This window comes from Thiorhodovibrio winogradskyi (assembly GCF_036208045.1).
In the GTDB taxonomy this organism is placed as follows: Bacteria; Pseudomonadota; Gammaproteobacteria; order Chromatiales; family Chromatiaceae; genus Thiorhodovibrio; species Thiorhodovibrio winogradskyi.
This window is the reverse complement of record NZ_CP121472.1, coordinates 2,468,506-2,490,831: the sequence shown is the minus strand read 5'-3', so window position 1 is coordinate 2,490,831 and position 22,326 is coordinate 2,468,506. Positions and strand designations below refer to the sequence as shown.

Sequence of the window (22,326 nt, the reverse complement as noted above, 5' to 3'; positions counted from 1 at the left end):
GAGAGCCCCCTAGCGGAGCGCATTCCACCAGCGCGCGGCTTTGAGCCGCAGGGAACCGAGCAGGCGCTCCAGCGGCTTCTTCTTGGCCTGATAGTCGACCAGATAGAGATCGGCTGTTTCACGCGCGGCGAGTAGATAATCGTCGCTGGTGCGCAGTTCATCGACCAGGCCAAGAGCCAAGGCTTGTTCGCCATGCCAGTATTCGCCGGTGGCGACCTGTTCTAGTGGCAGATCGGGGCGGTATTCCAGCAGGAAGGCTTTGAACTGCCGATGCACATCCTCAAGCTGCTCGCGCACCTTCACCCGTGCCTCCTCGGTATTCTCACCAAAGAGCGTCAGGGTGCGCTTGTACTCGCCAGCGGTGTGCAGCTCGAAGTCAATACCGTTGCGCTCGAGCCAACGATGAAAATTGGGCAGTTCCGCCACCACGCCAATGGAGCCGATGACGGCAAAGGGCGCGGCCAGAATCCGGTTGGCCACCACCGCCATCAAATAACCGCCGCTGGCCGCGACCTTGTCGACCGCGACCGTGAGCGCGACGCCCGCCTGGCGCAAACGCAAGAGTTGCGAGGCCCCCAAGCCATGCTCATGCACCGCGCCACCGGTGTTCTCCAGGCGCACCAGCACTTCGTCCTCCTTGCGCACCACCAGCAACAGCGCCGAAATCAGCTCGCGCAAGCCGCCGACCTCGGTCGCCATGATGTCCCCATGGAAGTCAATCACGAAAATCCGTCGTTTCTCGGGCTCGGGATTGGTCTCCTTGGCGCGCGCTTTGTCCGCCTTGCGCTCCGCTTTGATGAGCTGTTTGTAGGCCTTGGCCGGCAGCATGGCCTGCTTGAGCCCGAGCGCCATGTCGCGATAGCGCTCGCCAAGGTCGGTGATCTCCAGGCGCCCGTCATCCCCGCCACGCGGATCCAGGCGGGAGCGCAGCAGCGTTTGGACCACCAGGACAACAGCGATCAACAGCGTCAGGGCCTTGGCCACAAACAAGCCATATTCGATAAAGGCTTCAATAAAGGATTCAATCAACATGCGCGCTCCGGAGTCGCGGAAAATGGCGGATAGGGTGGGCTGGCGGGGACGAATTCATGCGTCCCCAATCAATTCGCCCGAATCTGCCCAAATCCACCCAGATTCGACTGATGGAATTGGCGCGGCATCTCGGGCGATGTCACTAGAACATGATAACGAGTCGAGCGAGGCAGCGGCGCCTCCTGAAAGCGACGACATCAGACCGCGATGGGCGCGCGAATGGATGGGTGCGGCTCATAGCCGACGAGGCGGAAATCCTCGGGCTGATAGTCAAACAGCGATGATGGTCGACGGCCAATCTCAAGCCGAGGCAGCGCGCGCGGCTCGCGGCGGAGTTGTTCATGCACGATGTCGTCGGTTAAGTGATTGCGGTACAAATGCACATCGCCAAAGGTATGCACCAACTCGCCAGGCTGCAGATCGCATTGTTGGGCCAGCAGATGGGTCAGCAAGGCATAGCTGGCGATATTAAAGGGCACGCCAAGAAACAAATCGGCACTGCGCTGATAGAGCTGAAGGGATAGCCGCCCGCGCTCCTCGCCCCTGTCCACATAACACTGAAACAGACAATGGCAGGGCGCCAAGGCCATGCGCCCGGCGGCGGCATTATCCGCCGGCGAGACGCCCGAGCGTGGCAGCACGGCGGGATTCCAGGCCGAGACCAGGTGGCGGCGGGAGTCCGGATCCCCGCGCAAGGCGGCGACCAGATCGCTGAGTTGATCAATGGTCTCGCCTTCGGCGGTCGGCCAACGTCGCCACTGGGCACCGTAAATGGGACCAAGCTCGCCATCGGGCGCGGCCCATTCGTCCCAGATACTCACCCCACGCTCATTCAGCCAGCGGTTGTTGGTGGTCCCTTGCAGAAACCAAAGCAGCTCAACCACCACGCTCTTGAAATGCACGCGCTTGGTGGTCAGCAACGGAAAACCGGCACTGAGATCGAAGCGCAGTTGCCGCCCGAACACCGAGCGGGTGCCAACGCCAGTGCGGTCCTCGCGAGCACTGCCGTGCGCGAGAATGTCGCGCATGAGATCGAGGTATTGTTGCACGAGTGTAACTACTGAAACCTACCGAGAAAATGCGTTGTTGTGATCGCCTATCGTTCCATGCATCACCGGGCTAACCCTAAAAAGTGACGACATCCAAGTCCCTACCCGTCAAGCGTCACCGTTCAAAGTTCAAAACTCAAACTTTATACTTTCCATCACCGCTTTGCGGGCTTGAGTAGCAGCGACTTGCCCTGCATGCCTTCGGGCACCGGCAAGCCCATGAGCGTCAGCACCGTGGGCGCGATGTCGACGATACCGCCCTCGACACTCAATATCCAAGGCATTTCATCGACCACCAGACAAGGGACAGGATAGCAGGTGTGGCGGGTATGGGGCTCACCGCTTAAGGGGTCAATCATCTCGTCGCAGTTACCATGATCGGCGGTGAGCAGCACCGAGTAGCCATTCTCGCGCGCGGCATCCGCGACCCGGCCGACTTCGCGGTCGAGCACGCTGACGGCTTCCAAAATTGCCTCGCGCACGGCGGTATGGCCGACCATGTCGCCGTTGGCGAAATTGGCGACGATGAAGGCATGTTTGCGATCATTCAGCGCGCCAATCAGGGCATCGGCGACCTCGGGGGCACTCATCTCGGGCTTCAAATCATAAGTGGCGACCTGGGGCGAGGGGATGAGAATGCGGTCCTCCTTAGGATAGGGATCGCTGCGACCGCCGTTGAAGAAAAAGGTCACATGGGCGTATTTCTCGGTCTCGGCGCAATGCAGTTGCGCCAGGCCAGCGTCGCTGATGATGCTGCCCAGGGTCACGCTGGGGGATTCGTGGTCGAAGGCCACCGGCAACCCATACCATTGGTCGTATTCCATCATGCAGGTGACCTCGGCGCGACGGAATTCACCACGATCGAATTGATCAAACTGCGTATTAAAGAGTGCCGAGACCATCTGGCGCGGACGGTCCTTGCGGAAGTTAAAAAACACCAGGCTGTCGTCCTCGCGCACCTGCTCGCCACCATCGATCATGGTCGGCGAGATGAACTCGTCGTCCTCGCCAGACTTGTAGGCCGCCTCGATGGCCGCGCGCGGGTTGGCGGCCTTGCGGCCCTGGCCATGCACCAGGGCGTCGAAGGCCATTTTGGTCCGATCCCAGCGGTTGTCCCTGTCCATGGCGTAATAACGACCGGAGACGGTAGCGATCTGCCCGTCGGCGGCGGCCAGGGATTCCTCCAGCGAGGGCAGATAGTCCATGGCGGCGCGCGGTGGGGTGTCGCGCCCGTCGGTGATCATGTGTAACACGGGCTTGGCGCCGTTGCGCTTGGCCAGTTTGATCAGCGCGGTAAGATGGCGCATATGGCTGTGGATGCCACCGTCGGAGACCAATCCCATGAGATGGAGCGGGCGGCCCGCGGCGGCGGCGCGTCGCGCGGCCGCGACCAGCGCGCGGTTGTCGAAAAAGCTGCGATCGGCAATGGCATCGTCGATCAGCACCAAATCCTGGCGAATGACACAGCCGGAGCCAAGCGTCATGTGACCCACCTCGGAGTTGCCCATCTGGCCATCCGGCAAACCCACGGCGCGACCCGAGGCCGAGAGCGTGGTGTGGGAATTCTCGGCGAACAGGGTGTCGAGCCTGGGTGTGGAGGCCAACACAACAGCGTTATGGGCTTTGCTTGGATTGACGCCGAATCCATCGAGAATGATCAAAATGACCGGGCGACGGGTCATTCCGGCTTTATTACTCATAATTGGTCCTTAGGTTGAATCCTGGTGCTTGATGAGATGGGGTGATACTTGTTCTCGATCCTGGGCTCTCGATCCTGGCGGGTTGGCGCTTGGAAAAGAGCGCAGGAATCGACCCGACATACCTGATGGACGCGACCGATGCGGGCGCTTTGGCGCGAGCCTTGGCTGGTTATTGCTAACCAAAGCCGCATTCGTGCCGACTATTGTATCCTTGTTGTGATCAGGTGCGATCATATTGTTCGCCAAGGAGATTGTGACAGAGATTATCCCAGGCAAGGCTGGTGGTGGCAAAAAGCGCGGCGTCCGGGGCTTGCCTCGATACTGCGATAGCTGTCTGCTCCGCAAAACCTTTGCTTGGCGGTTGCGCGCGACCCGCTCTGATGCGTATGCTTTCCGGTTGCAAGGGAGGGCAAGGCTGAGGCCGTGGAGCCACTCGAGCACACTGTGTCACAATGTGCTCAGCATTTCGCGAGAGGCGATGGCCAGCAGTCAGGACGGCCGCCCTGAATGGCAGCACCTTCAACCTTATTAATGGCTGCTTGGGGAAGCGCCCATCGGGCGTAATGGCCAGAGGTGACGCTCGGCATTGCCGTTTGCATCACAGCATAATTAAACACTTAAAGGCCACCGGGCGCGGCCGGGGCCAGAGAGGCACAGATGTCTGCTGACAGAATCATCGCTTTCGTCATGGCGGGCGGTCAAGGTTCCCGCCTGCAACCACTCACCTCCGCCCGTTCCAAGCCATCGGTGCCTTTCGGCTCACGCTACCGCATCGTCGACTTTGTGCTGAGCAATCTGATCAATTCCCAAATCCGCACCATCTATCTGCTGGTGCAATACAAGTCGCAATCTCTCATTGAACACGTTCGCAAGGCCTGGACCATCTCGCCGCTGCTGCAAGATCAATTCGTCACCGTGGTACCACCGCAGATGCGGGCAGGCTCGAGCTGGTTCCAGGGCACGGCGGACGCGGTGCATCAGAACATCAATCTGCTCGAAGAGCACGCGCCCGATCTGGTCGTGGTATTCGGTGCCGATCACATCTATCGCATGGACATCCGCCAGATGGTTAACTTCCACCGCGAGCGGGAAGCGGATGTGACTATCGCCGCCCTGCCGGTGCCGCTGGAAGATGCCAAGGGATTTGGCGTCATCGTCGCCGACGGGAGCGGTCGCATCAGCGCCTTTCAGGAGAAGCCCGCCGATCCGCGGCCCATGCCCAATAACCCGGACTGCGCCTTTGCCTCCATGGGCAATTATGTCTTCGATACCAAGGTGTTGCTCGACGCCCTGCACGACTCGCAGCAAGCGGGTGAAACCGACTTTGGCCAGCATGTGCTCCCGCGTCTGCTTACCAGCGGCAAGCGGCTCTTCTCCTACGATTTCGCCACCAACGAGATTCCCAATATCAAGCCCTATGAGACGCGCGTTTACTGGCGCGATGTCGGCGGCATCGATGCCTACTTCAACGCCCACAAAGACGTACTGGGCGCCGAGCCGGTGTTCGACGCCTTCAACCCCGAGTGGCCGATTTACTCCAGCAACTACCAGGGTCCGGTTGCCCGGGTGCTCGGCGGCCAGGTCAACAACTCCCTGCTTGGCGCGGCCACCGTCATCCACGACAACACCCGCATCAGCAACTCCATCATTCGGCGCGAAACGGTGATCGAGGAAGACGTGGAGCTTGAGGACTGTATCATCATGGACTATGTGCGCGTCTGCCGTGGGGCGCGGCTGCGTCGGGTCATCGTTGATCGTCACAACATCATCGAGCCCGGAACCCTCATCGGCCATGATCCCGACGCGGATCGCCAGCGTTTTCATGTAAGCCCCGGTGGCGTCACTGTGGTGCCCTCTGGTCTGGTCGGCTTCTTTGCCCGCGATGTGCGCGGCACTGGACGCGGTTACTCCGAATGATGCCGCATTTCCGCGGCGGTCAACACAGGCTTGAGGGGGACGGATGCAAAACATCCTGGTGACTGGCGGGGCCGGCTTTATCGGTGGCAATTTCGTGCATCTGATGTTGGCCGAGAGCGATGCACGCATTGTCAATCTCGACAAGCTCACCTACGCCGGCAATCTCGACACCCTGGCTAATCTTGAAGACCCCGACCCCGGACAGCCCCCGCGCCACGAATTCGTGCAGGGCGACATCGGAGATCGCGAATTGGTCGGCCGCTTATTGGCCGAGCACCACATCGACGCCGTGGTCAACTTCGCCGCCGAGAGCCATGTGGACCGCTCCATCGACGGCCCGGCGGCCTTTATCGAGACCAATGTCCTGGGTACCTTCAATCTGCTTGACCGCACTCGCGCCTATTGGGCGGAACTGCCCGCCGAGCGGCGCGATGACTTCCGCTTTCTGCATGTCTCGACCGACGAGGTCTACGGCAGTCTGGGCAGCACTGGCAAGTTCACCGAGGCCACCGCCTACGCGCCCAACTCGCCCTACTCCGCATCCAAGGCCGCGTCCGATCACCTGGTGCGCGCCTGGCACCACACCTACGGACTGCCAGTCCTGACCACCAACTGTTCCAACAACTACGGCCCCTATCAGTTTCCGGAAAAGCTCATCCCGCTGATGATCAGCAAGGCCATGGCCGGCCAGCCACTGCCGATTTATGGCGATGGCGGCAATGTGCGTGACTGGCTCTATGTGGAGGACCACTGCCGCGCTATCGCCCTGGTTCTGGAGGCCGGTCAACCTGGCGAGGTTTACAACATCGGCGGTGACAGCGAGAAGACCAACCTTGAGGTGGTCGACACCCTGTGCGATCTGCTTGACGAGGCCCTACCCGACTCTCCTTATCGCCCACATCGGCTGCTGAAAAGCTTCGTGCCCGACCGCCCCGGACATGATCGCCGCTACGCCATTGATGCAAGCAAGATCAAAGCCGAACTCGGCTGGTCAGCGCGCGAGGATTTCGCCTCCGGCATGCGCCGCACCATCGACTGGTACCTCTCCCATCACGACTGGGTGGCGCGGGTGCTCGACGGCAGTTATCGCGGCCAACGCCTTGGGCTGTCCTGAGCTGATGAATACGGGAGTCTTGATCATCAACCGGGCCAAAGGCCAAAACCAGTTAGTGCTTCCAGCCCTAATTGTGGCAAGACGGTGTGGCCCGTCCACGCAACCGGCCGACTCAGGTGGCCGAGGTTATGATCGAGACCGCTAACAGCATCAAGCTATTTCAAGCACTGCTTTGACCGCGGCGAAATTCGCTCTCACCCCACCGGGCTTGCCCCACCGGCATGGCAACAAACCCAATCAAACGACACCCTTTCTTGAACTGTCCCAGATTACGATGAACCGCAAAGGCCTTATTCTCGCCGGCGGCGCCGGCACCCGGCTGCACCCCTTGACCATCCCGGTCAGTAAACAGCTGATGCCAGTCTATGACAAGCCCATGATCTACTATCCGCTATCCGTGCTGATGCTAGCCGGAATTCGCGAGATTTTGCTCATCACCACGCCGCGGGACCAGAGCGCCTTTCGCACCCTGCTTGGCGATGGCAGCCAGTGGGGACTCGGGCTGGAATACGCCGCGCAACCAGAGCCGGGCGGATTGGCCCAAGCTTTTTTAATCGGCCGGGATTTCATTGCCGGGCAACCCTGCTGCCTGATTTTGGGGGATAACATCTTCTACGGTGGCGGGCTGACACCCTGTTTGAAAAGCGCTGCCGCCCGCGCCTCGGGGGCGACTGTCTTTGGCTATCAGGTGCGCGATCCCGAACGCTATGGCGTGGCTGAATTCAATGCCGAAGGTCAAGTGATCAGTCTGGAGGAAAAGCCTGCCAAGCCCAAATCCCAGCATGCGGTGACCGGCCTGTATTTTTACGACCAGCAGGTGTGTGACATCGCCGCGGAACTGCGCCCGTCGCCGCGCGGAGAACTCGAAATCACTGATCTAAACAACCGTTATCTGGCCGCCGGTGCGCTGTATCTGGAAAAACTCGGCCGTGGCATCGCCTGGCTTGACACTGGCACCCAGGAATCCCTGCTGCAAGCAGCCAATTTCATTCAGGCCATCGAGCAGCGCCAGGGACTGAAAATCTGCGCTCCCGAGGAAATGGCCTATCTCAACCGCTGGATCGACGCCGACCAGCTCCGCGCCCTGGCCGAGCCACTGCGCAAAAGCGGCTATGGCGACTATCTGCTCCGCCTGCTGCCCAGCGAATGACCCGCGAATATCCTCCCGATCAAGACATCATCGAGAAGCTGCCATTGTGAACATTCTCACCACAGCACTGCCGGACGTCCTCATCATCGAGCCAAAGGCATTCGGCGATGAACGCGGTTTTTTTATCGAGACCTGGCAGCGGGAGCGCTATGCGGAGGCCGGCATCGGCCCTGCCTTCGTGCAGGACAATCTGGCCTACTCCCGGCACGGAGTACTGCGCGGACTGCATCTGCAAAATCCTTATGCCCAAGGCAAACTGGTACAGGTGTTGCGCGGCGAGGTGTTTGATGTCGCGGTCGATGTACGCAGTGGCTCGCCAAGCTTCGGGCGCTGGTATGGCTGCCTGCTAAGCAGCGAGAATAAACGTCAGTTCTGGGTGCCAGCCGGCTTCGCCCATGGCTATCTGGTCACCGGCGAGGATGCGCTCTTTCATTATAAGTGTACGGCCTCCTACCACCCCGAGACCCAATTCTCGGTACGCTGGGACGACCCGGCCATTGGCATCGACTGGCCCCTGAAGAGTGAGCCCGGCAGTTCCGGCGAACCCATCCTGTCCGCGGCCGACCGCACCGCCCTGCCCCTGGCCGAGATCAACCCGGAACGCTTGCCGATTTTTGATCCATCGACGCCTGGCTGAGCAGCTTTCAATGAGCCAAACACCCCAACCCGAATCACCACTCGACTACCGCGGCGCCGGTGTCGATATCGACGCCGGCGCCGAACTCGTCGAGCGCATCAAACCGCTCGCCGCCACCACCGCGCGCGCTGGCGTTGGCAGCCTCGGCGGCTTTGGCGGCTTGTTTGAACTACCCTTGGGCCGCTACCGCAACCCTGTACTGGTCTCGGGCACCGATGGCGTCGGCACCAAGCTCAAACTCGCCATCGAAACCGGCCGCCATAATGGGATTGGCATTGATCTGGTCGCCATGTGCGCCAACGATATTTTGGTCACGGGTGCCGAGCCACTGTTCTTTCTCGACTACTACGCCACCGGCAAGCTGGAGCTGGATGTCGCCACCGCCGTGATCGCCGGCATCGCCGAGGGCTGCCGTCAGGCCGGTTGTGCCCTGATTGGCGGCGAGACCGCCGAAATGCCCGGCATGTACCAGGCCGGGGACTACGATCTGGCCGGCTTTTGTGTGGGCATGGTGGAGAAGGAGGCCCTGCTTGGGCACGAGCGCGTGCGGGTCGGCGACAGTATCATCGCGCTCGCCTCTTCCGGCCCTCATGCCAATGGTTATTCCCTCATCCGCCGGGTGCTTGAGCGCAGCGGCGCCAAACTGACCGACCCCTGCGGCGACACCAGCCTGACCGACGCCCTGCTCGCCCCCACCCGCATCTATGTGGGCGCGGTGCTGCCGCTGATCGAGGCGCTCGACATCCATGCCCTGGCGCACATTACTGGCGGCGGTATCACGGACAATCTGCCGCGCGTCATGCCGCCAGACACCAGGGCGAGCATTGACCTCTCGAGCTGGACCCCAGCCCCCATCTTCGCTTGGCTGCGGCAGCGGGGAGGTATCAAGGATGCCGACATGCGCCGTACCTTCAACTGCGGCGTGGGTCTGTTGGTGGTCTTGCCCCCTGACCGCGCGGCCGAGGCGCTGGAAGCCTTCAACCTCGCCGGCGAACAGGCCTGGGTCATCGGCCAGATTGAAGCTGGCCAGGGTGCGCCGGAAGTCACTTACACCGGCACCCCCACAGGCGCCCCGCCCTGAGGCGATTTCCAGTGCCACCCCCCATGCAACCAACCGCTGAAGGCGCATTGACTCCCGACCCCTTGGCGGTCGTGGTGCTGATTTCCGGCAGCGGCAGCAATCTGCAAGCCCTGATCGACGCCCAGCAGACCGGCGATGCGCCCATCGCCATCCGCGCCGTTATCAGCAACGTCCCCGGCGTTCGCGGCCTTGAGCGGGCCCAGGCCGCCGGCATCAGCACGGCGGTGCTCAACCACTGCCTGTTCTCCGAGCGCGCCGCCTTCGACAGCGCGCTCATGGCACTGATTGACAGCTTCGATCCCGGGCTGGTGGTTTTAGCCGGCTTCATGCGCATTCTCACGCCCGCCTTTGTGCGCCACTACCTGGGCCGACTGCTCAACATTCACCCGTCCCTGCTGCCGAAGTACCCCGGCCTGCACACCCACGCACGCGCCCTGGCCGCCGGTGACAGCGAACATGGCGCCACTGTGCATTTCGTCACCGAGAAACTCGACGGCGGTCCCCCGATTCTGCAGGCACGGGTGCCGGTGCTGCCCAGGGACGACGCCGAGCAACTCGCCGCCCGGGTGCTGAAACAGGAGCACCGGATTTACCCCGAGGTGGTACGCTGGTTCGCCAGCGGACGTCTGCGGTTGGACCCGGAAAATCGCGCCCAACTTGATGGCCAAGTGCTGACAGCCCCCGTCGAACTGCCGCCGGAGCCTTCAGGCACAAAGACGCCCGAGGTTCGCTGTCGGCACGAACCCGCGAAATGAATACGTTCTTTCATGGCCACTTTCGGGAACACTTGATAGCGTCAGCTTTCATTCACGCTATCTAGCCAAAGCAACATACGTTAATGTTCGCAGCGCCCGAGTTTCTCTCGCGCGCCTGGTAGCACCGACAACAGAAAGGTGGAGATTAGCACCACTGGGGCAAGCATGATGAGAATAAGCGCGAGCAGCAACACAATGGCCTGCAGATGCGCAACGTCTGCAGGAACGACAAAACGTGCGGCCATAAAAAGGGCGAGCGCCGCCGCGAAGAAAATTCCGGCAACAACCACGCCGTCTCGCATGGTTTCGCAACCCAGTATCAGCAGCCGATGGGACATGATGCTCTCCTTTGGTCGTCAATCTGATTGTGATGGATGCTTGAGAATGGTCTTGGGCGATTTCCGTGGATTCTTGTATTAGCCTACTTGATTCCAACGCGGCATATGCATTTGCCTCTAGGGGATTAGTTCCCGAAAAAACGTTCCTTTTCCGAATCAGGATCGTATCAGTGCCGATAGGAGCGCGGCGGCAGCTCATGCGGCATGGCTTCCTCTACCCAGAGCCCGCGGCGAGCTCTGCGGCCGATGAGTACGCAGGCCTGTTGAAAAGCCTTCTCCGCCTGGCGCGCGTGCCATTCCCAGTCGACCGGCGGGGAGTCGTTGCGCAGGTGCCAGTGGCCAATGGTCATCACCCGGCCAACGCAGATCTCGAGCGCCCAATCATGCCAAACCACATCGACATCTTCCTCGTCGGCAAACTCCTGTTCGACCAGACGCACGGAATTCTGACCCGAGTCGTCCATGGCGACAATTTGATTCAGAACCGCGTCGTTCTGAACACAGCTTTCCCATCCAGTGTGCACGGCGGTTGCAGTATCCATCAGCGTCTTTGCCAACAGCTCCGGGGTCAGGGTAATCTGCAGCGGGCTGTCCCAGTCAGGCTCGGCAAGTCCGTCGAGGCTGGTTTCAATATTCAATCTCACTCTCCATCGCAGGCTCAAATGTCAAAAACACTCTGGCACTCCAGATGCAAATGCAAAAGCGCGTGGCCGCGGCCATCATGGCTTTTCCAGACTGTAATCAGGCCCAGCATGATACTGGGATCCATATGATACTTTGACCAGCATGATATTTGGGTCACCATGATACTTGGATAAGAATAAGCCATGTCCGTTTTACTCGATCTCAGTATTTTTCCAGTCGACATGGGAACCAGCCTGAGCCCTTTCATCGCCCCGGTGGTTGAGATGATCGCCGCCAGCGGTCATGATTACCAACTCACCGCCATGGGCACCCTGATCGAGACCGACTCACTCGCCCAAGCCTTGACGCTGATCGAACGCGCCCACGCCATCCTCGCCGAGCTCGGCTGCGAGCGCGTCTATGCCACCGCCAAATTCGACATTCGCGCTCACGCCAGCCAGCGTCTTGGCGGCAAGGTCGCTTCCGTTACTCAGCGTCTAGGTCAGGGCAGCCAACAACAGACCCGGCAACCGGATACCGGGGACTCAACCAGCGGAACCACCAGCCCATGAAAGTCGCCGTCTTCTCCGATGTGCAGGGCAACATTCAGGCCTTTGAGCAGGCCGTTGACATCATCGACGCCTGGCAGCCCGATCTGGTCGCCACGGCGGGCGATCTGATCAACCGCGGACCCGACAACGACCTCTGCCTGGCGCTGTTCGAACGCCGCCGCCACCAAAACGGCTGGCTTGCTGTGCGAGGCAATCATGAAGCCTGGGTCTCGCGCTGGAGCCGCCATGGCGCGCGAACAAGCATTGAGCAGAGCATGTTCGGCTTTACCGCCTGGACGTGTCGTCAACTCGGCAATCTCTCCGCCACACTGGATGATTGGCCTGACCATCTTTGCTTTGACGCGCCGAGCGCGACAGCGGTCAAAGGATCAGCTACTGGGGCCAATCGGTGGGTTCATATTGCCCATGGCACCCTGGCAGGCAATCGCGATGGCGTCTCGGCCCGCACCAGCGACGAATCCCTGCGGGGCAAACTCCCCGAGGAGTTGGCCCTTTACATCACCGGACACACGCACAAGGTCCACCTACGCCACATCTTCGGCATGGACTTGGTCAATGTCGGCTCGGTTGGTTCACCCTTCGATGATGATCCGCGTGGCAGCTTGGGTCTGTTCAGCTTTCATCATGGTGGCTGGCACAGTGAAATCCGCCGGTTCGACTATGATCGCGACCAAACCACACGGCGTTTTGAGGAGTCCGGCTTTCTCGATCAGGGTGGACCGCTAGCACGCATCATTTTTGCCGAATGGCAGCAGGCACGCCCGCTACTCGCGCACTGGCGACACAAATACGAGGCTTCAGTCATGGCGGGTGAAACTGATATTGAATGGTCGGTCGATCAGTTTATGCGTAAGCAGGGCTAGCCCAAGTTTGAGACTTACGCCAAAACCCACACCTCACCCCCCCCGTCCCTGCTTTTTGCTCTCGAAGTAATAACTTAGCTTATCGGACACATTCAGATATTCAATTTGTTCCCGATTCAGCGAATCGACATGCAGACTCTCGCGCACCTTGAGCTCTTCCTCCAATAAATTCAGAATTACTGCCTCCTCCTTGGGTACATCGGGCTCATAGACCAGCACATTGGGCCTGGCGAGATTGTCCCGGTTCACCGAAGTCACGACTGCGATGCGTTCATCATCGAGACGCACAACAGTTCCTGGAGGGTATACGCCCAAACAACTGATAAAAGTATTCAGAACCTGCTCGTCATAGCGACCCTTTTCCTTTGCATACATCACAGAAACGGCCTGATGAGGCGATAGGCCGCGGCGAGCACCAAAGCCGTTGCAAAGATTATCGTAGCGATTCACGATACTGATGACGCGGGTCAGCAGGCCAATATCATCCCCGCGCAGGCCCTGCGGATAGCCGGTACCGTCTAGATGCTCATGGTGTTTGGCGATGATTTCAACCACCGGCTGCGGCAGCGTGGGCAGTCGCTTCACCATCTCCAAACCCAATGTCGGATGGCGACGGTAAACCATCAATTCAGGCGTGGTGAAAGGCTCCTTTTTGAGCAGAATCCGCGAAGGCACCTGCTGATGCCCCAGGTCATGAAAGAGCGCACCCAGTCCAAGCAGACGCAATTCGTTGACATTGAGCAAAAGATCCCGGCCCAGCACCAAGGCGAGCGCCACGACATTAATGGCATGAAAATAGCTATTTTCCCCTAGATGCTTTAGGTTGATCAGTTGCACCGTGGTCTCCTGATCACCGCCAAGCTCATCAATCATCCCCGACACCAGTGCGTTGGATTCGCGCAGTGCCTCGCCTGGCCTGGACTGCAACAGCGAAATTAGTTTACGCGCCAAGTTGGCCGAACTGGTATAGCGCTTGGCACATTGATTCAGCCGCGTGCGCCTTTCCTTGAGCTTCTGGATACGCTGATTTTTCTCTTCCCACAGAGCCGCCGTCTCGGCGTTCAGACGAGCACTGGACACCACCGCCGAAGCATTCTCTGCAAGCGTAACATCCGTTCCTGCCGCTAACACCTCAGAGGGTTCGAGAGGCTCGCAGTCACTGCGATCCGGGTCGACCCGCACTTGCGCAATACCGAGCGCGCGCAGCACCTTGATCTGTTTCTCGGAGCGAATCTTGAATTTGTTGGTCAGAAATGGATGCTGCATCCATGACGCGTTGAGATGAATGAACACCCCGACACGCAGTCGCTCAACAGCTACTTCAGTCAATGCCATGGGTGACAGGAGCCTCCGATTCGGCGCATAAGCTTAATACACACCCACGCAAGAACCCACCAACCCGCGGCATTTGCGCCTCCATCTCGAAAAAACCACCTGGCACCGATCAACGACCATCAGCCGAAAAGCCACCAAGTATCCATGTTAAGGCTGGCCGAAATAATCGCCAAGTTTCGAGGGTTTCAATCGCCATCTCTCTGCTCTCCGAGAGCGCCCCCTGGCTTGACTGCCGATGCCAGCACATAGTCGAGCCCGGAGAAAAGGGTCTCGGCGTCGATCTTGAGTGCCATGCGCACCGCAAATGCCAGCAACGGATGCAAGCGCTCGAGTATCTCTGGATGCTCGCGCAGATGACCATGCAACGGCCGGTACACTTGATGGCGAATGGACTCGACCTCGACCGTCGCGAACCCAGTACCCGCCAGTTTCTCCCTGTAGGTCACGAGCGGATAAGCATTGGCTTTGGGGATAGCGAACTTGCCAGCGACCAATCCCCAGGTCCAGCGCTGCAGCCAGCGCTCTCGCCCGCCCGCGACCAGCGGCATCGGGATGATATCGGCCAGCACCAAGCGTCCACCGGGACGCAGCACGCGAAAGGCCTCGGCGAAAAAGCGCTCCCGCGTCTGGAAGTGAAAGGCGCACTCGAGCGCCACGACCACATCGACCGAGCTCGCCGCCACCGGCATGGCCGTGGCTGAACCCAGCCGCAAATCAATCTGCCGCGAGAGCCCCTGCTCGGCAATGCGTGCACGCGCCACGGCCACCTGAGACGCCGTGATATTCAGTCCATTGATGCGCTTTGGCCCAAACTCGCGCCACCACAGCAGATCCTGATCGCCAAAGCCAAAGCCGACATCAAGAAGTTGATCCTTATTACACATAAAAGCACGCTCACCCACTAACCGAACGAGATCATCGCATGCCTCGTCGAGCGACTTCGCCCGCGCCCAGTAGCCCAGATTCAGATAACGCGCATGCTCTGTTGGTGACTGATCCAGCAATAGATCATAGACCGAGCGCACGTCCTTGCGTTGCAGCGGATTGAATAACCAGTTCAAAAAGCCGACACTGGCGGCCAGTTCACGCCACTTTCGCACTCTGTTGATCATCTGCAAGGCCTCCGGCCGTCATCGAATCAAACCGGGCAAAACATCCTGGTGAGGACTTGCTTACAACGCAAGTCAGACCCTTGACTGTACCACTGAATTGCCATCAGCGAGAATCATGCGCACCGCACAGGCCTGTTTTCAATGTCTATCGAGCTCCCTGCCCAGCCTGTCAGCACAAAGGCCCAAACAACTGCCAGCGCCCAGCTGAGGATGCAGCCAGGCGGACGCGCGCGGCTTGAGCTGAGTGGGAGTTGGCGCATGGACCTGGATCCGCCAGCGCCGGAACCGACAATCGCGCTCCTGCGCGCGTGCGATGATCCGCGCGAGCTGGAGCTCCATCCGCGCGACCTCGGCGACTGGGACTCCAGCCTGGCGGTCTTTATCCTAAAGGTGCGGCAGTCGTGCGAGACAGACGGCGTTGCCTGTGATCTTTCCGCACTGCCCGAGCCCTTGCGCGCGCTGCTTGACTTGGCCGGCTCCGCGCCCGAGCGGGGCGAGGCGGCCGCGGCCGAGCCCGCTCGGCCAGGCTTTCTCGGGCGCCTGGGCCGGGACTTTATCGATCTGGCCAATGCCACCGGGGAGATCATGCATTTCTTCGGCGATGGCACCCTGGCGGTGCAGCGCTTTGTGCGTGGCAAAAGCCGCTTTCGGCTCTCGGAGTTTTGGCTCATTGTCGAGTCCGCCGGGGCCGATGCCCTGCCCATCGTCAGCCTGGTGTGCTTTTTGGTCGGTATGATTCTGGCTTACATCGGCAATCAGCAACTGGCACAGTTCGGCGCGCGGATTTACATCGCCGACTTGGTCGGGCTGGCCATGGTGATTCAGATCGGCGCCCTAATCACCGCCATTGTGCTGGCTGGGCGCACGGGTGCCGCTTTTGCCGCACAGATTGGCGCCATGCAGGCCAATGAAGAAATCGACGCCCTGCGCACACTGGGGGTTTCACCGATGGAATTCCTGGTGCTGCCGCGGATGCTGGCGTTGATTCTGATGACACCGCTCCTGACTCTTTACGCCAATCTGTTCGGCATTCTTGGTGGGCTCTTTGTGGGCACCCTGGTCGCGGGTCTGACCAGCGGCGAGTATCTGATGGCGACCCGCAATGCCATCGCGCTGAATCATCTCGCCCAAGGGCTGATCAGCGCCACTGTCTATGGTGCCATTGTCGCCGCTTCTGGCTGTCTGCGCGGCATGCAGTGCGGACGCAGCGCGGCCGAGGTGGGCCGCGCGACTACCTCGGCGGTGGTCACGGCCATTTTGTTTATTGTCATCGCCGCCGCGGTGCTTACAGTGCTATTCGAGGCGATCGGATTATCCTGATGTCCATGGCTGCACCCTCGATACAACAAGACACTATGGTGGAGGTGCGCGACACGACCCTGGCCTACGGCGAGACCGTCATCCAGCAGGCATTGAACTTTGTCATCCGGCGCGGGGATATTTTCATCATCATGGGCGGCAGCGGCTGCGGCAAGAGCACCCTGATGCGCGCCTTGACCGGCCTGCTGCCACCGTCCACCGGTAGCATCCTGATCCGGGGTCAGGATCTCTGGCGTGGCAGCGGCGAGGAACGCCTGACCCTGATGCGCCGTCAGGGGGTGATGTACCAAAGTGGCGCGCTCTGGAGCGCCATGACCCTACGCGAGAACGTCAGCCTGCCGCTCGAGATTCACACGGATCTCGGCGCGGCACAAATACGCGCCATTGCCGATTACAAACTGGCACTGGTTGGTCTGGCCGGTTTCGGCGACCATTATCCTTCGGCCATCAGCGGCGGCATGCGCAAGCGCGTCGGCGTGGCCCGGGCCATGGCATTGGATCCCGAGCTTTTGTTCTTCGACGAGCCCTCGGCCGGGCTCGACCCATTGAGCGCCCGACACCTGGATGAACTCCTGCTGCAATTGCGCGCTAGCCTCAAAACCACCATGGTGGTGGTGACCCATGAACTGGCGAGCATTTTCACCATTGCCGACGACGCGGTCTTTCTCGATGCCGAGCGCCGCACCATGCTAACCACGGGCAATCCGAACTGGCTGCGCGAGCACTCGCGGATTGACGGCGTGCGGGCTTTTCTCAATCGGGGCGAGACATGAGCAAAGAAGCCAATCCGGCCGTCATCGGCGGCTTTGTGCTCGGCGCGCTGGTCATCTTTGTCGGCGCGCTCATCGTTTTTGGCAGCGGCGCCTTGCTGCGCGAGCGCATCGCACTGGTCACCTTTTTTCCAGGCAGCGTGCAGGGGCTTAATATCGGCGCTCAGGTGCAGTTTCAGGGTGTACCCATCGGGCAAGTCACCGGCATCGGCCTGAACTATCTTCCCAAGACCAACAGCTTCCGCGTTCCGGTGCGTTATGACATTTGGCCGCGGAATGTCGCAGTGTTAGGCGGAGTCGGACAAACTGATCCGCGCACCGTGATTCGCCAACTGGTTGAGAACAAGGGCCTGCGCGCACGCCTGCAATCCGTCAGCCTGGTCACCGGGCAGTATGTGGTCAGCCTGAGTCTGAACCCGAATCTGCCAGCCGAACCCAATGAACAAGACTACCTGGGCGCCATTCAGGTACCCGCCATCGAGGCCACTCGGGATCGCGTGGAGGACTTGCTCGCCACCCTGCCGCTGAATGATCTGGTCGAACAGACCACGGGCACCCTCGATGCCATCCATCGGCTGTTCGTCTCTGGCAAACTCCACGACAGCGTGGATAGCCTTGACGCCACACTGACGCAAGCCCATCAGGCACTGCGGACGTTGAACCAGAATCTCCAGCCCCTGCTGAACAGTCTGCAACAGGTGCTAACCAACACCAATAAACTCAGCATCTCGGCGCGCGAGCAAGTCGAGCAGATCGCGCCCTCCGTGGCACGGGCCGCTGAAAACACCGCCATCCTGACCGCCGACCTGCAACGCGAATGGGCACCGCTAACAGCCTCCGCCCAAGCCACGCTGACCCAGGGCACAAAAACCCTGGCCACGCTCGAGTCCTTGGTTGCCCGCGACTCCCCAACACGTTATCAACTCGACCAACTCCTGCGCGAAACCACCGATGCCGCGCGTTCCATCCGCGGCTTGGCCGATTATCTCGAGCGCCACCCGGAGGCCCTGCTCAGCGGCAAGTCGGGAGTGCCAAGGCGCTGAGCAAGCTGGGAGGGATTCATGGCGATCTTTCCCGGGAGGACCAAAGGCCAGATTATCGGCCAACAGCCCAAAGGTGACCATCAGGGCCGGTCGCTTCCGCTTCACCGTGCATTGATCGCAAGCGGTTTGCTGGAAAACTCGCCAAGCCACAGATCGCTGCTCACCCACGCATCTCCAGCAGTGCCTGAATCACTCGACAAACAATGCCCATTAGTGGCTATAATCATCATTACGCTGTTTGATTCAGCGTATTATCACCGCCTGTCCTAACGAACGACACCCGGCAGGAGCGGCTATGGAGTGCGATTTTTCCTAAGAATTCAACAGAAGCGAGAGCGTTGAATTATCAAAGTTAACATTTTCCCTTAAGTGACTGATTCAACATTTCTGATTCATCTTGCTCTGTTGCTGATTCGATGCGAAGTAGTGACAATCCGGCTTTGTTTCTTCGCATGGTTATTTTTCGCATTGTTGTGCTTCCCATGGTATCTGTTTGGCGTGCTTACCGTGAATCACATGCAATTCATTTTACGGTGTGGCACGCGCCATCAGCATATGGTTGAAACAAGAGTTTCATGCTCCCAAGGATTGGCCGGGACCGGGACGGCGTTGGCTTGGCGGTTTTTTCTGTTTTAATATGCACCAGTTTTGTGCAGGAGGTCCGAGGTCATGCGTACTCTACTTATCTCCCTGGTTGCCACAATGTTGTTCATGCCCCTGACTGCGGCGGCTGATGGTCAAGCTGCTGCCGCCATATTTGGCCAAGTCCTGGGCGCGGTCAGCAAGCAAGCAACTAGCCAGCAACAACAGCAACAGCCACAGGGGCGCGGTCGGCAGGCCCCCCAAGGTGCAAACGCGGCCGGCGGCAATCAAGCCGGTGGCGCTGATGCCGATGCAGCTGCCGCCATGTTTGGCACCATCCTTGGAATTGCCGCGTCACAAGCAACCAACAAATCTGGAAAGGGCAACCGCCCACAGCGTCCCCCGCAACGGCGTTAGAAGGTCGGCGATCATCCCCGTCATTGCAGCGGTTTGTGGACACTCATCTGTCAGGCCGGGGTCCGGCAGCGGACCCCGGGCAAGACAGCATAAGGCGTTCACGTATCTTTAAAACTGCTGATCACTGTTGGACTCTTAGCATCAGGCCCTGACATGCCACCACCCCAACCCTCTGTCACTGAGATTGCCACCGAATTGTCGCCGCACAGCGTCCCGGATGAAGGTGAAATCCTCTCCTGTCCGCAATGCCAGGCGACAAATGTCGTTCGCGAACTGCCGGCGCAAGAATATCGCTGCAGCAACTGCCGATTTGAACTCGCACATCTCGATATCACCATGTCTGGCACGGTGCGTGGTGTCATTGCTTGGATACGCTCCCCTGGGCAGGTCATCAAGGAACGTTACAAGGTTACCGGCATCCTTGGCCGCGGCGGTTTTGGAGTCACCTATCTAGTCGATGATTTGCTTGTGGAGGGCAAACGCCGGGCGCTCAAGGAAATCCCAGATGTTCTATTCGACGATTACGAAACCCGCTTGCTCGGGCGTTTGAATCATCCTGCCATTCCGGACATCACGGATCGCTTTTCGGATCAGGAAATGAACTGCCTGGTACTGGAGTTCGGCGGCAACCGGACGCTGCGAAGCGAGCAGAAGCGGCATGGCGAGCGCATCCCATTGGACGTGCTGCTGCCCTGGATCCAGCAATTGGGCGAGGCCATTCTCTACCTGCACAGTCAGGATCCACCAATCATCCACCGCGATCTCAAGCCCGACAATATCTTGCTTGACGATAATGACCGAGTGATGTTGATCGATTTTGGTATCGCGAAAGAGGCCATCGCCGACGGAATGACCCGCACCCTCGGGCGGGCGGTGAGCCAGGGCTTCAGTCCGCCCGAGCAAGTGCTCGGCACCGGAACCGACGAACGTTCGGACGTCTATAGCCTTGGTGCCGTGATCTATAACCTACTGACCGGCACCATGCCAGTCGCTGCTTACGACCGAGTCACGGGAGCGCTGCTCGAACCAATCAAAGAGGTTCTGCCCGATGTACCGCCCGAGATTGACGCAGCGGTGCTCAAGGCGCTGGAACTCAATATTAACCTTCGCCATGCCTCGATCAGCGAGTTCTTGCGGTGTCTTGATCTGAGTCAGCCAGGCGAATCAGGCTCCAAAACCGTGATGCTGGACTCTGCCGCCCTCGCCAATCTGCCGTTACCCAGATACGGCGGTGACACGTCCACAAGCACGCCGCTACCATCCCTGCGTCTGCCAACTGACCGCTCGGCACATGCAGCCTCAGATCATCATTTGGGTCCACAAGGACAACGCCGAAAGCTGTTCATTGGCGCTGGCATCATGCTGTCGATGATCGCGGCAGCGGGCGCCTGGTGGCTGACCGGTGTTCCCGGGCTTGATTTAGCTGATCGCTGGTTTTTTTCCGAGACGAGTTCCGAAACAAGCCAAAGGGTCGAGACCGCCGAGGATGTCCAGCGCATCCAGACCGAGGGAGAAGAGAGCAGCGGCGAGCAGGCCGAGGCTGAGCCGGCAGACACCAGCCCCGAAGACATCGCAAAGACAGCAGCGGCTGCCGGAATGGCTGCGGCAACAACAGCCGCGGCCGCAACCGCAGTATCCGCGGCAGCGCAGGAGACCCAAGGTGGCGCACAAAAGGTCGAACTAGACGCGAAAACACCCAGTACGGCGGCGGCACCAGGATCAGCCCCCAGCATTTTTTCCAATGAGCAAGCGCCGAGCACTCAGCGCACCAGCACGCCAACTGGCTCGCTGATGGATGTCTTTGATCAACATCGCGATACTGCAAGTGCCACTGCAAGCTCAGCATCCACGGAGCCGAAACAAAGCGCGGCCGCGAGCACCACGTCCTCTCAGACCCAAACGAGCACGACTACGGCCAAGGCGTCTAAAACGACCCGCCCTACCAAAGCCGCGGCTCCAATCAGGAAGCCAGCAGTGAAACGCGCGCCACCGCGTATCGTCAAAAAGCGACCACCCCAAGCCGCTGCAGCACGACGAGCGCCCGTCAGACGAGCACCGGTAAGAAGAGCCCCGGTCAGGCAAGCGCGACCGAGAAGATAAGGATGCTGTGCTTGGGCGTTTTGATCAGAAAAACGCCTTACTCTTCAAAATGCCCTATTCTTCGAGCAAAACTTTCTTCGCCTCGTTAATTCTGGCGGCAAGATAGTCCGAGCCCCCGCGATCGGGATGGAGCTTTTGCATCAACCGTCTGTGCGCATCCCGAACGGCGTCAGGGCTGGCACCGGTACTGAGTCCAAGAATCGCGCTCGCCTCCCCGCGCGACAACTGTCCCGACACTGGCCTGGTTTCTCCGGTGCCATCCTCGGCCTGAGCGTCAGGGTTGGTTTTTTCCAGATAAGCCCTGAGCACCGCGGCCGATTGCGCATCGCTATCCTGATAAAACTCAAGCAGGCGCGCGAGCTGGGTGCTGTCGAGCGCTGATAGGCGCTCGCCGCTGAAGGGGCCATCGCGCACGCTGCCATCCATGCGCCCGGTCCTTTGATCCAGCGTCATGTCCAGATAACGGGTGCGAATGCGGGATTGCCCCCTTGGGCCGCCAGTCTGATCGCCGGCTTGGCCGCCTGCTTGCCCAAGGGTCGTCTTGAAACCCAGCGCCTGCAGGGCCTGTTGAATCAGCGGCAGCATGGTCAGCACATTCAGCAACCGCAGCACCAGAGGCACGGCGGCGGCGAGCGCGGCAAAGAGCGGACTCAGACGCCCACTCGCCACGGCCACCAGCAGCAGGCCGATGCCACCCCAAATCAGGACGCGGCGCAGCATGCGCGCCACCTGGGACGCGGGCGCGGTGCGAAACCAATGAACCCCCCACAGCAATAGCCCTAGCAGCACAATGAGCACCAGCAAGCGGGCCATGA

22 protein-coding genes are annotated in these 22,326 nt (G+C 60.0%); 14 read left to right on the top strand and 8 right to left on the bottom strand.

What is annotated here, in order from left to right; translation table 11 throughout:
* Window positions 1-9 precede the first annotated feature (9 nt).
* The 3 genes from sohB to gpmI form a co-directional block, all read right to left on the bottom strand.
* Window positions 10-1,032 carry a protease SohB gene (gene sohB, locus Thiowin_RS11085; protein WP_328987792.1) on the bottom strand — a complete coding sequence of 341 codons (1,023 nt, stop codon included), beginning with the start codon at window positions 1,030-1,032 and terminating at the stop codon, window positions 10-12.
* A 197-nt stretch (window positions 1,033-1,229) separates the two neighbouring features.
* On the bottom strand, window positions 1,230-2,081 hold the full coding sequence (locus Thiowin_RS11080) for a thymidylate synthase (protein ID WP_328987791.1): 852 nt from the start codon (window positions 2,079-2,081) through the stop codon (window positions 1,230-1,232).
* 155 nt (window positions 2,082-2,236) lie between these two features.
* On the bottom strand, window positions 2,237-3,781 hold the full coding sequence (gene gpmI / locus Thiowin_RS11075; RefSeq protein ID WP_328987790.1) for a 2,3-bisphosphoglycerate-independent phosphoglycerate mutase: 1,545 nt from the start codon (window positions 3,779-3,781) through the stop codon (window positions 2,237-2,239).
* Between the two features lie 657 nt (window positions 3,782-4,438).
* On the opposite strand from gpmI, the gene Thiowin_RS11070 reads away from it, so the two are divergent.
* The 6 genes from Thiowin_RS11070 (at window position 4,439) to purN (ending at window position 10,435) form a co-directional block, all read left to right on the top strand.
* Window positions 4,439-5,698, top strand: a complete 1,260-nt coding sequence (locus Thiowin_RS11070) for a glucose-1-phosphate adenylyltransferase (RefSeq protein ID WP_328987789.1) — start codon at window positions 4,439-4,441, stop codon at window positions 5,696-5,698.
* A gap of 43 nt (window positions 5,699-5,741) precedes the next feature.
* Complete coding sequence (gene rfbB / locus Thiowin_RS11065) at window positions 5,742-6,812, top strand: dTDP-glucose 4,6-dehydratase (RefSeq protein ID WP_328987788.1); 1,071 nt, start codon at window positions 5,742-5,744, stop codon at window positions 6,810-6,812.
* Window positions 6,813-7,086: 274 nt separating this feature from the next.
* Window positions 7,087-7,962 (top strand): glucose-1-phosphate thymidylyltransferase RfbA, encoded by an 876-nt coding sequence (gene rfbA / locus Thiowin_RS11060; RefSeq protein ID WP_328987787.1) that lies wholly within the window; start codon window positions 7,087-7,089, stop codon window positions 7,960-7,962.
* A gap of 46 nt (window positions 7,963-8,008) precedes the next feature.
* Complete coding sequence (gene rfbC, locus Thiowin_RS11055) at window positions 8,009-8,599, top strand: dTDP-4-dehydrorhamnose 3,5-epimerase (RefSeq protein WP_328987785.1); 591 nt, start codon at window positions 8,009-8,011, stop codon at window positions 8,597-8,599.
* Window positions 8,600-8,609: 10 nt separating this feature from the next.
* Window positions 8,610-9,680 (top strand): phosphoribosylformylglycinamidine cyclo-ligase, encoded by a 1,071-nt coding sequence (gene purM / locus Thiowin_RS11050; protein WP_328987784.1) that lies wholly within the window; start codon window positions 8,610-8,612, stop codon window positions 9,678-9,680.
* A gap of 23 nt (window positions 9,681-9,703) precedes the next feature.
* The gene (purN, locus tag Thiowin_RS11045; protein WP_328987783.1) at window positions 9,704-10,435 is read left to right on the top strand and encodes a phosphoribosylglycinamide formyltransferase; all 732 of its coding nucleotides are present in this window, start codon (window positions 9,704-9,706) and stop codon (window positions 10,433-10,435) included.
* Between the two features lie 80 nt (window positions 10,436-10,515).
* On the opposite strand, the gene Thiowin_RS11040 is transcribed toward purN, so the two are convergent.
* Complete coding sequence (locus Thiowin_RS11040) at window positions 10,516-10,773, bottom strand: hypothetical protein (RefSeq protein ID WP_328987782.1); 258 nt, start codon at window positions 10,771-10,773, stop codon at window positions 10,516-10,518.
* Between the two features lie 167 nt (window positions 10,774-10,940).
* Window positions 10,941-11,417, bottom strand: coding sequence for a hypothetical protein (locus Thiowin_RS11035; protein ID WP_328987781.1), 477 nt, complete (start codon window positions 11,415-11,417; stop codon window positions 10,941-10,943).
* Window positions 11,418-11,600: 183 nt separating this feature from the next.
* On the opposite strand from Thiowin_RS11035, the gene Thiowin_RS11030 reads away from it, so the two are divergent.
* Both Thiowin_RS11030 and Thiowin_RS11025 read left to right on the top strand, forming a co-directional pair.
* A complete protein-coding gene (locus Thiowin_RS11030; protein WP_328987780.1) occupies window positions 11,601-11,969 on the top strand; it encodes an MTH1187 family thiamine-binding protein in 369 nt (122 codons plus the stop codon).
* The gene (locus Thiowin_RS11025; RefSeq protein WP_328987779.1) at window positions 11,966-12,832 is read left to right on the top strand and encodes a metallophosphoesterase family protein; all 867 of its coding nucleotides are present in this window, start codon (window positions 11,966-11,968) and stop codon (window positions 12,830-12,832) included. Before Thiowin_RS11030 ends, Thiowin_RS11025 begins: the two co-directional genes overlap by 4 nt.
* A 33-nt stretch (window positions 12,833-12,865) precedes the next feature.
* Here the strand turns inward: Thiowin_RS11025 and Thiowin_RS11020 are convergent, their stop codons facing one another.
* Both Thiowin_RS11020 and Thiowin_RS11015 read right to left on the bottom strand, forming a co-directional pair.
* Window positions 12,866-14,167 (bottom strand): HD-GYP domain-containing protein, encoded by a 1,302-nt coding sequence (locus Thiowin_RS11020; RefSeq protein WP_328987778.1) that lies wholly within the window; start codon window positions 14,165-14,167, stop codon window positions 12,866-12,868.
* Window positions 14,168-14,352: 185 nt separating this feature from the next.
* A complete protein-coding gene (locus Thiowin_RS11015; RefSeq protein ID WP_328987777.1) occupies window positions 14,353-15,279 on the bottom strand; it encodes an SAM-dependent methyltransferase in 927 nt (308 codons plus the stop codon).
* Between the two features lie 258 nt (window positions 15,280-15,537).
* On the opposite strand from Thiowin_RS11015, the gene Thiowin_RS11010 reads away from it, so the two are divergent.
* From Thiowin_RS11010 to Thiowin_RS10985, 6 genes are all read left to right on the top strand, one after another.
* Entirely contained in the window at window positions 15,538-16,599 is a 1,062-nt protein-coding gene (locus Thiowin_RS11010) for an MlaE family ABC transporter permease (protein WP_328987776.1), read from the top strand.
* Complete coding sequence (locus Thiowin_RS11005) at window positions 16,599-17,372, top strand: ABC transporter ATP-binding protein (protein WP_328987775.1); 774 nt, start codon at window positions 16,599-16,601, stop codon at window positions 17,370-17,372. The genes Thiowin_RS11010 and Thiowin_RS11005 overlap by 1 nt, the downstream gene beginning before the upstream one ends.
* Complete coding sequence (locus Thiowin_RS11000) at window positions 17,369-18,412, top strand: MlaD family protein (protein ID WP_328987774.1); 1,044 nt, start codon at window positions 17,369-17,371, stop codon at window positions 18,410-18,412. The genes Thiowin_RS11005 and Thiowin_RS11000 overlap by 4 nt, the downstream gene beginning before the upstream one ends.
* 18 nt (window positions 18,413-18,430) lie before the next feature.
* Window positions 18,431-18,682 carry a hypothetical protein gene (locus Thiowin_RS10995; RefSeq protein WP_328987773.1) on the top strand — a complete coding sequence of 84 codons (252 nt, stop codon included), beginning with the start codon at window positions 18,431-18,433 and terminating at the stop codon, window positions 18,680-18,682.
* 399 nt (window positions 18,683-19,081) lie between these two features.
* Window positions 19,082-19,411, top strand: coding sequence for a hypothetical protein (locus Thiowin_RS10990; protein ID WP_328987772.1), 330 nt, complete (start codon window positions 19,082-19,084; stop codon window positions 19,409-19,411).
* A gap of 153 nt (window positions 19,412-19,564) precedes the next feature.
* Complete coding sequence (locus Thiowin_RS10985; protein ID WP_328987771.1) at window positions 19,565-21,511, top strand: serine/threonine protein kinase; 1,947 nt, start codon at window positions 19,565-19,567, stop codon at window positions 21,509-21,511.
* A 54-nt stretch (window positions 21,512-21,565) separates the two neighbouring features.
* Here Thiowin_RS10985 and Thiowin_RS10980 read toward each other — a convergent pair whose 3' ends face one another.
* Window positions 21,566-22,324: a J domain-containing protein gene (locus Thiowin_RS10980; protein WP_328987770.1), complete on the bottom strand. Its 759-nt coding sequence runs from the start codon at window positions 22,322-22,324 to the stop codon at window positions 21,566-21,568.
* Between the last annotated feature and the right edge of the window lie 2 nt (window positions 22,325-22,326).

Excerpts from the sequence above, each read along its gene's own strand:
- purM (WP_328987784.1), top strand. The coding sequence starts at position 8,610 with ATGAGCCAAACACCCCAACCCGAATCACCACTCGACTACCGCGGCGCC.
- Thiowin_RS11005 (WP_328987775.1), top strand. The coding sequence starts at position 16,599 with ATGTCCATGGCTGCACCCTCGATACAACAAGACACTATGGTGGAGGTG.
- Thiowin_RS10985 (WP_328987771.1), top strand. The coding sequence starts at position 19,565 with ATGCCACCACCCCAACCCTCTGTCACTGAGATTGCCACCGAATTGTCG.
- Thiowin_RS11015 (WP_328987777.1), bottom strand. The coding sequence starts at position 15,279 with ATGATCAACAGAGTGCGAAAGTGGCGTGAACTGGCCGCCAGTGTCGGC.
- Thiowin_RS10995 (WP_328987773.1), top strand. The coding sequence starts at position 18,431 with ATGGCGATCTTTCCCGGGAGGACCAAAGGCCAGATTATCGGCCAACAG.
- rfbB (WP_328987788.1), top strand. The coding sequence starts at position 5,742 with ATGCAAAACATCCTGGTGACTGGCGGGGCCGGCTTTATCGGTGGCAAT.
- Thiowin_RS10990 (WP_328987772.1), top strand. The coding sequence starts at position 19,082 with ATGCGTACTCTACTTATCTCCCTGGTTGCCACAATGTTGTTCATGCCC.
- gpmI (WP_328987790.1), bottom strand. The coding sequence starts at position 3,781 with ATGAGTAATAAAGCCGGAATGACCCGTCGCCCGGTCATTTTGATCATT.
- Thiowin_RS11025 (WP_328987779.1), top strand. The coding sequence starts at position 11,966 with ATGAAAGTCGCCGTCTTCTCCGATGTGCAGGGCAACATTCAGGCCTTT.
- Thiowin_RS11000 (WP_328987774.1), top strand. The coding sequence starts at position 17,369 with ATGAGCAAAGAAGCCAATCCGGCCGTCATCGGCGGCTTTGTGCTCGGC.
- Thiowin_RS11040 (WP_328987782.1), bottom strand. The coding sequence starts at position 10,773 with ATGTCCCATCGGCTGCTGATACTGGGTTGCGAAACCATGCGAGACGGC.
- sohB (WP_328987792.1), bottom strand. The coding sequence starts at position 1,032 with ATGTTGATTGAATCCTTTATTGAAGCCTTTATCGAATATGGCTTGTTT.
- Thiowin_RS11070 (WP_328987789.1), top strand. The coding sequence starts at position 4,439 with ATGTCTGCTGACAGAATCATCGCTTTCGTCATGGCGGGCGGTCAAGGT.
- Thiowin_RS11020 (WP_328987778.1), bottom strand. The coding sequence starts at position 14,167 with ATGGCATTGACTGAAGTAGCTGTTGAGCGACTGCGTGTCGGGGTGTTC.
- Thiowin_RS11030 (WP_328987780.1), top strand. The coding sequence starts at position 11,601 with ATGTCCGTTTTACTCGATCTCAGTATTTTTCCAGTCGACATGGGAACC.
- rfbA (WP_328987787.1), top strand. The coding sequence starts at position 7,087 with ATGAACCGCAAAGGCCTTATTCTCGCCGGCGGCGCCGGCACCCGGCTG.
- purN (WP_328987783.1), top strand. The coding sequence starts at position 9,704 with ATGCAACCAACCGCTGAAGGCGCATTGACTCCCGACCCCTTGGCGGTC.
- Thiowin_RS10980 (WP_328987770.1), bottom strand. The coding sequence starts at position 22,324 with ATGGCCCGCTTGCTGGTGCTCATTGTGCTGCTAGGGCTATTGCTGTGG.
- Thiowin_RS11010 (WP_328987776.1), top strand. The coding sequence starts at position 15,538 with ATGGACCTGGATCCGCCAGCGCCGGAACCGACAATCGCGCTCCTGCGC.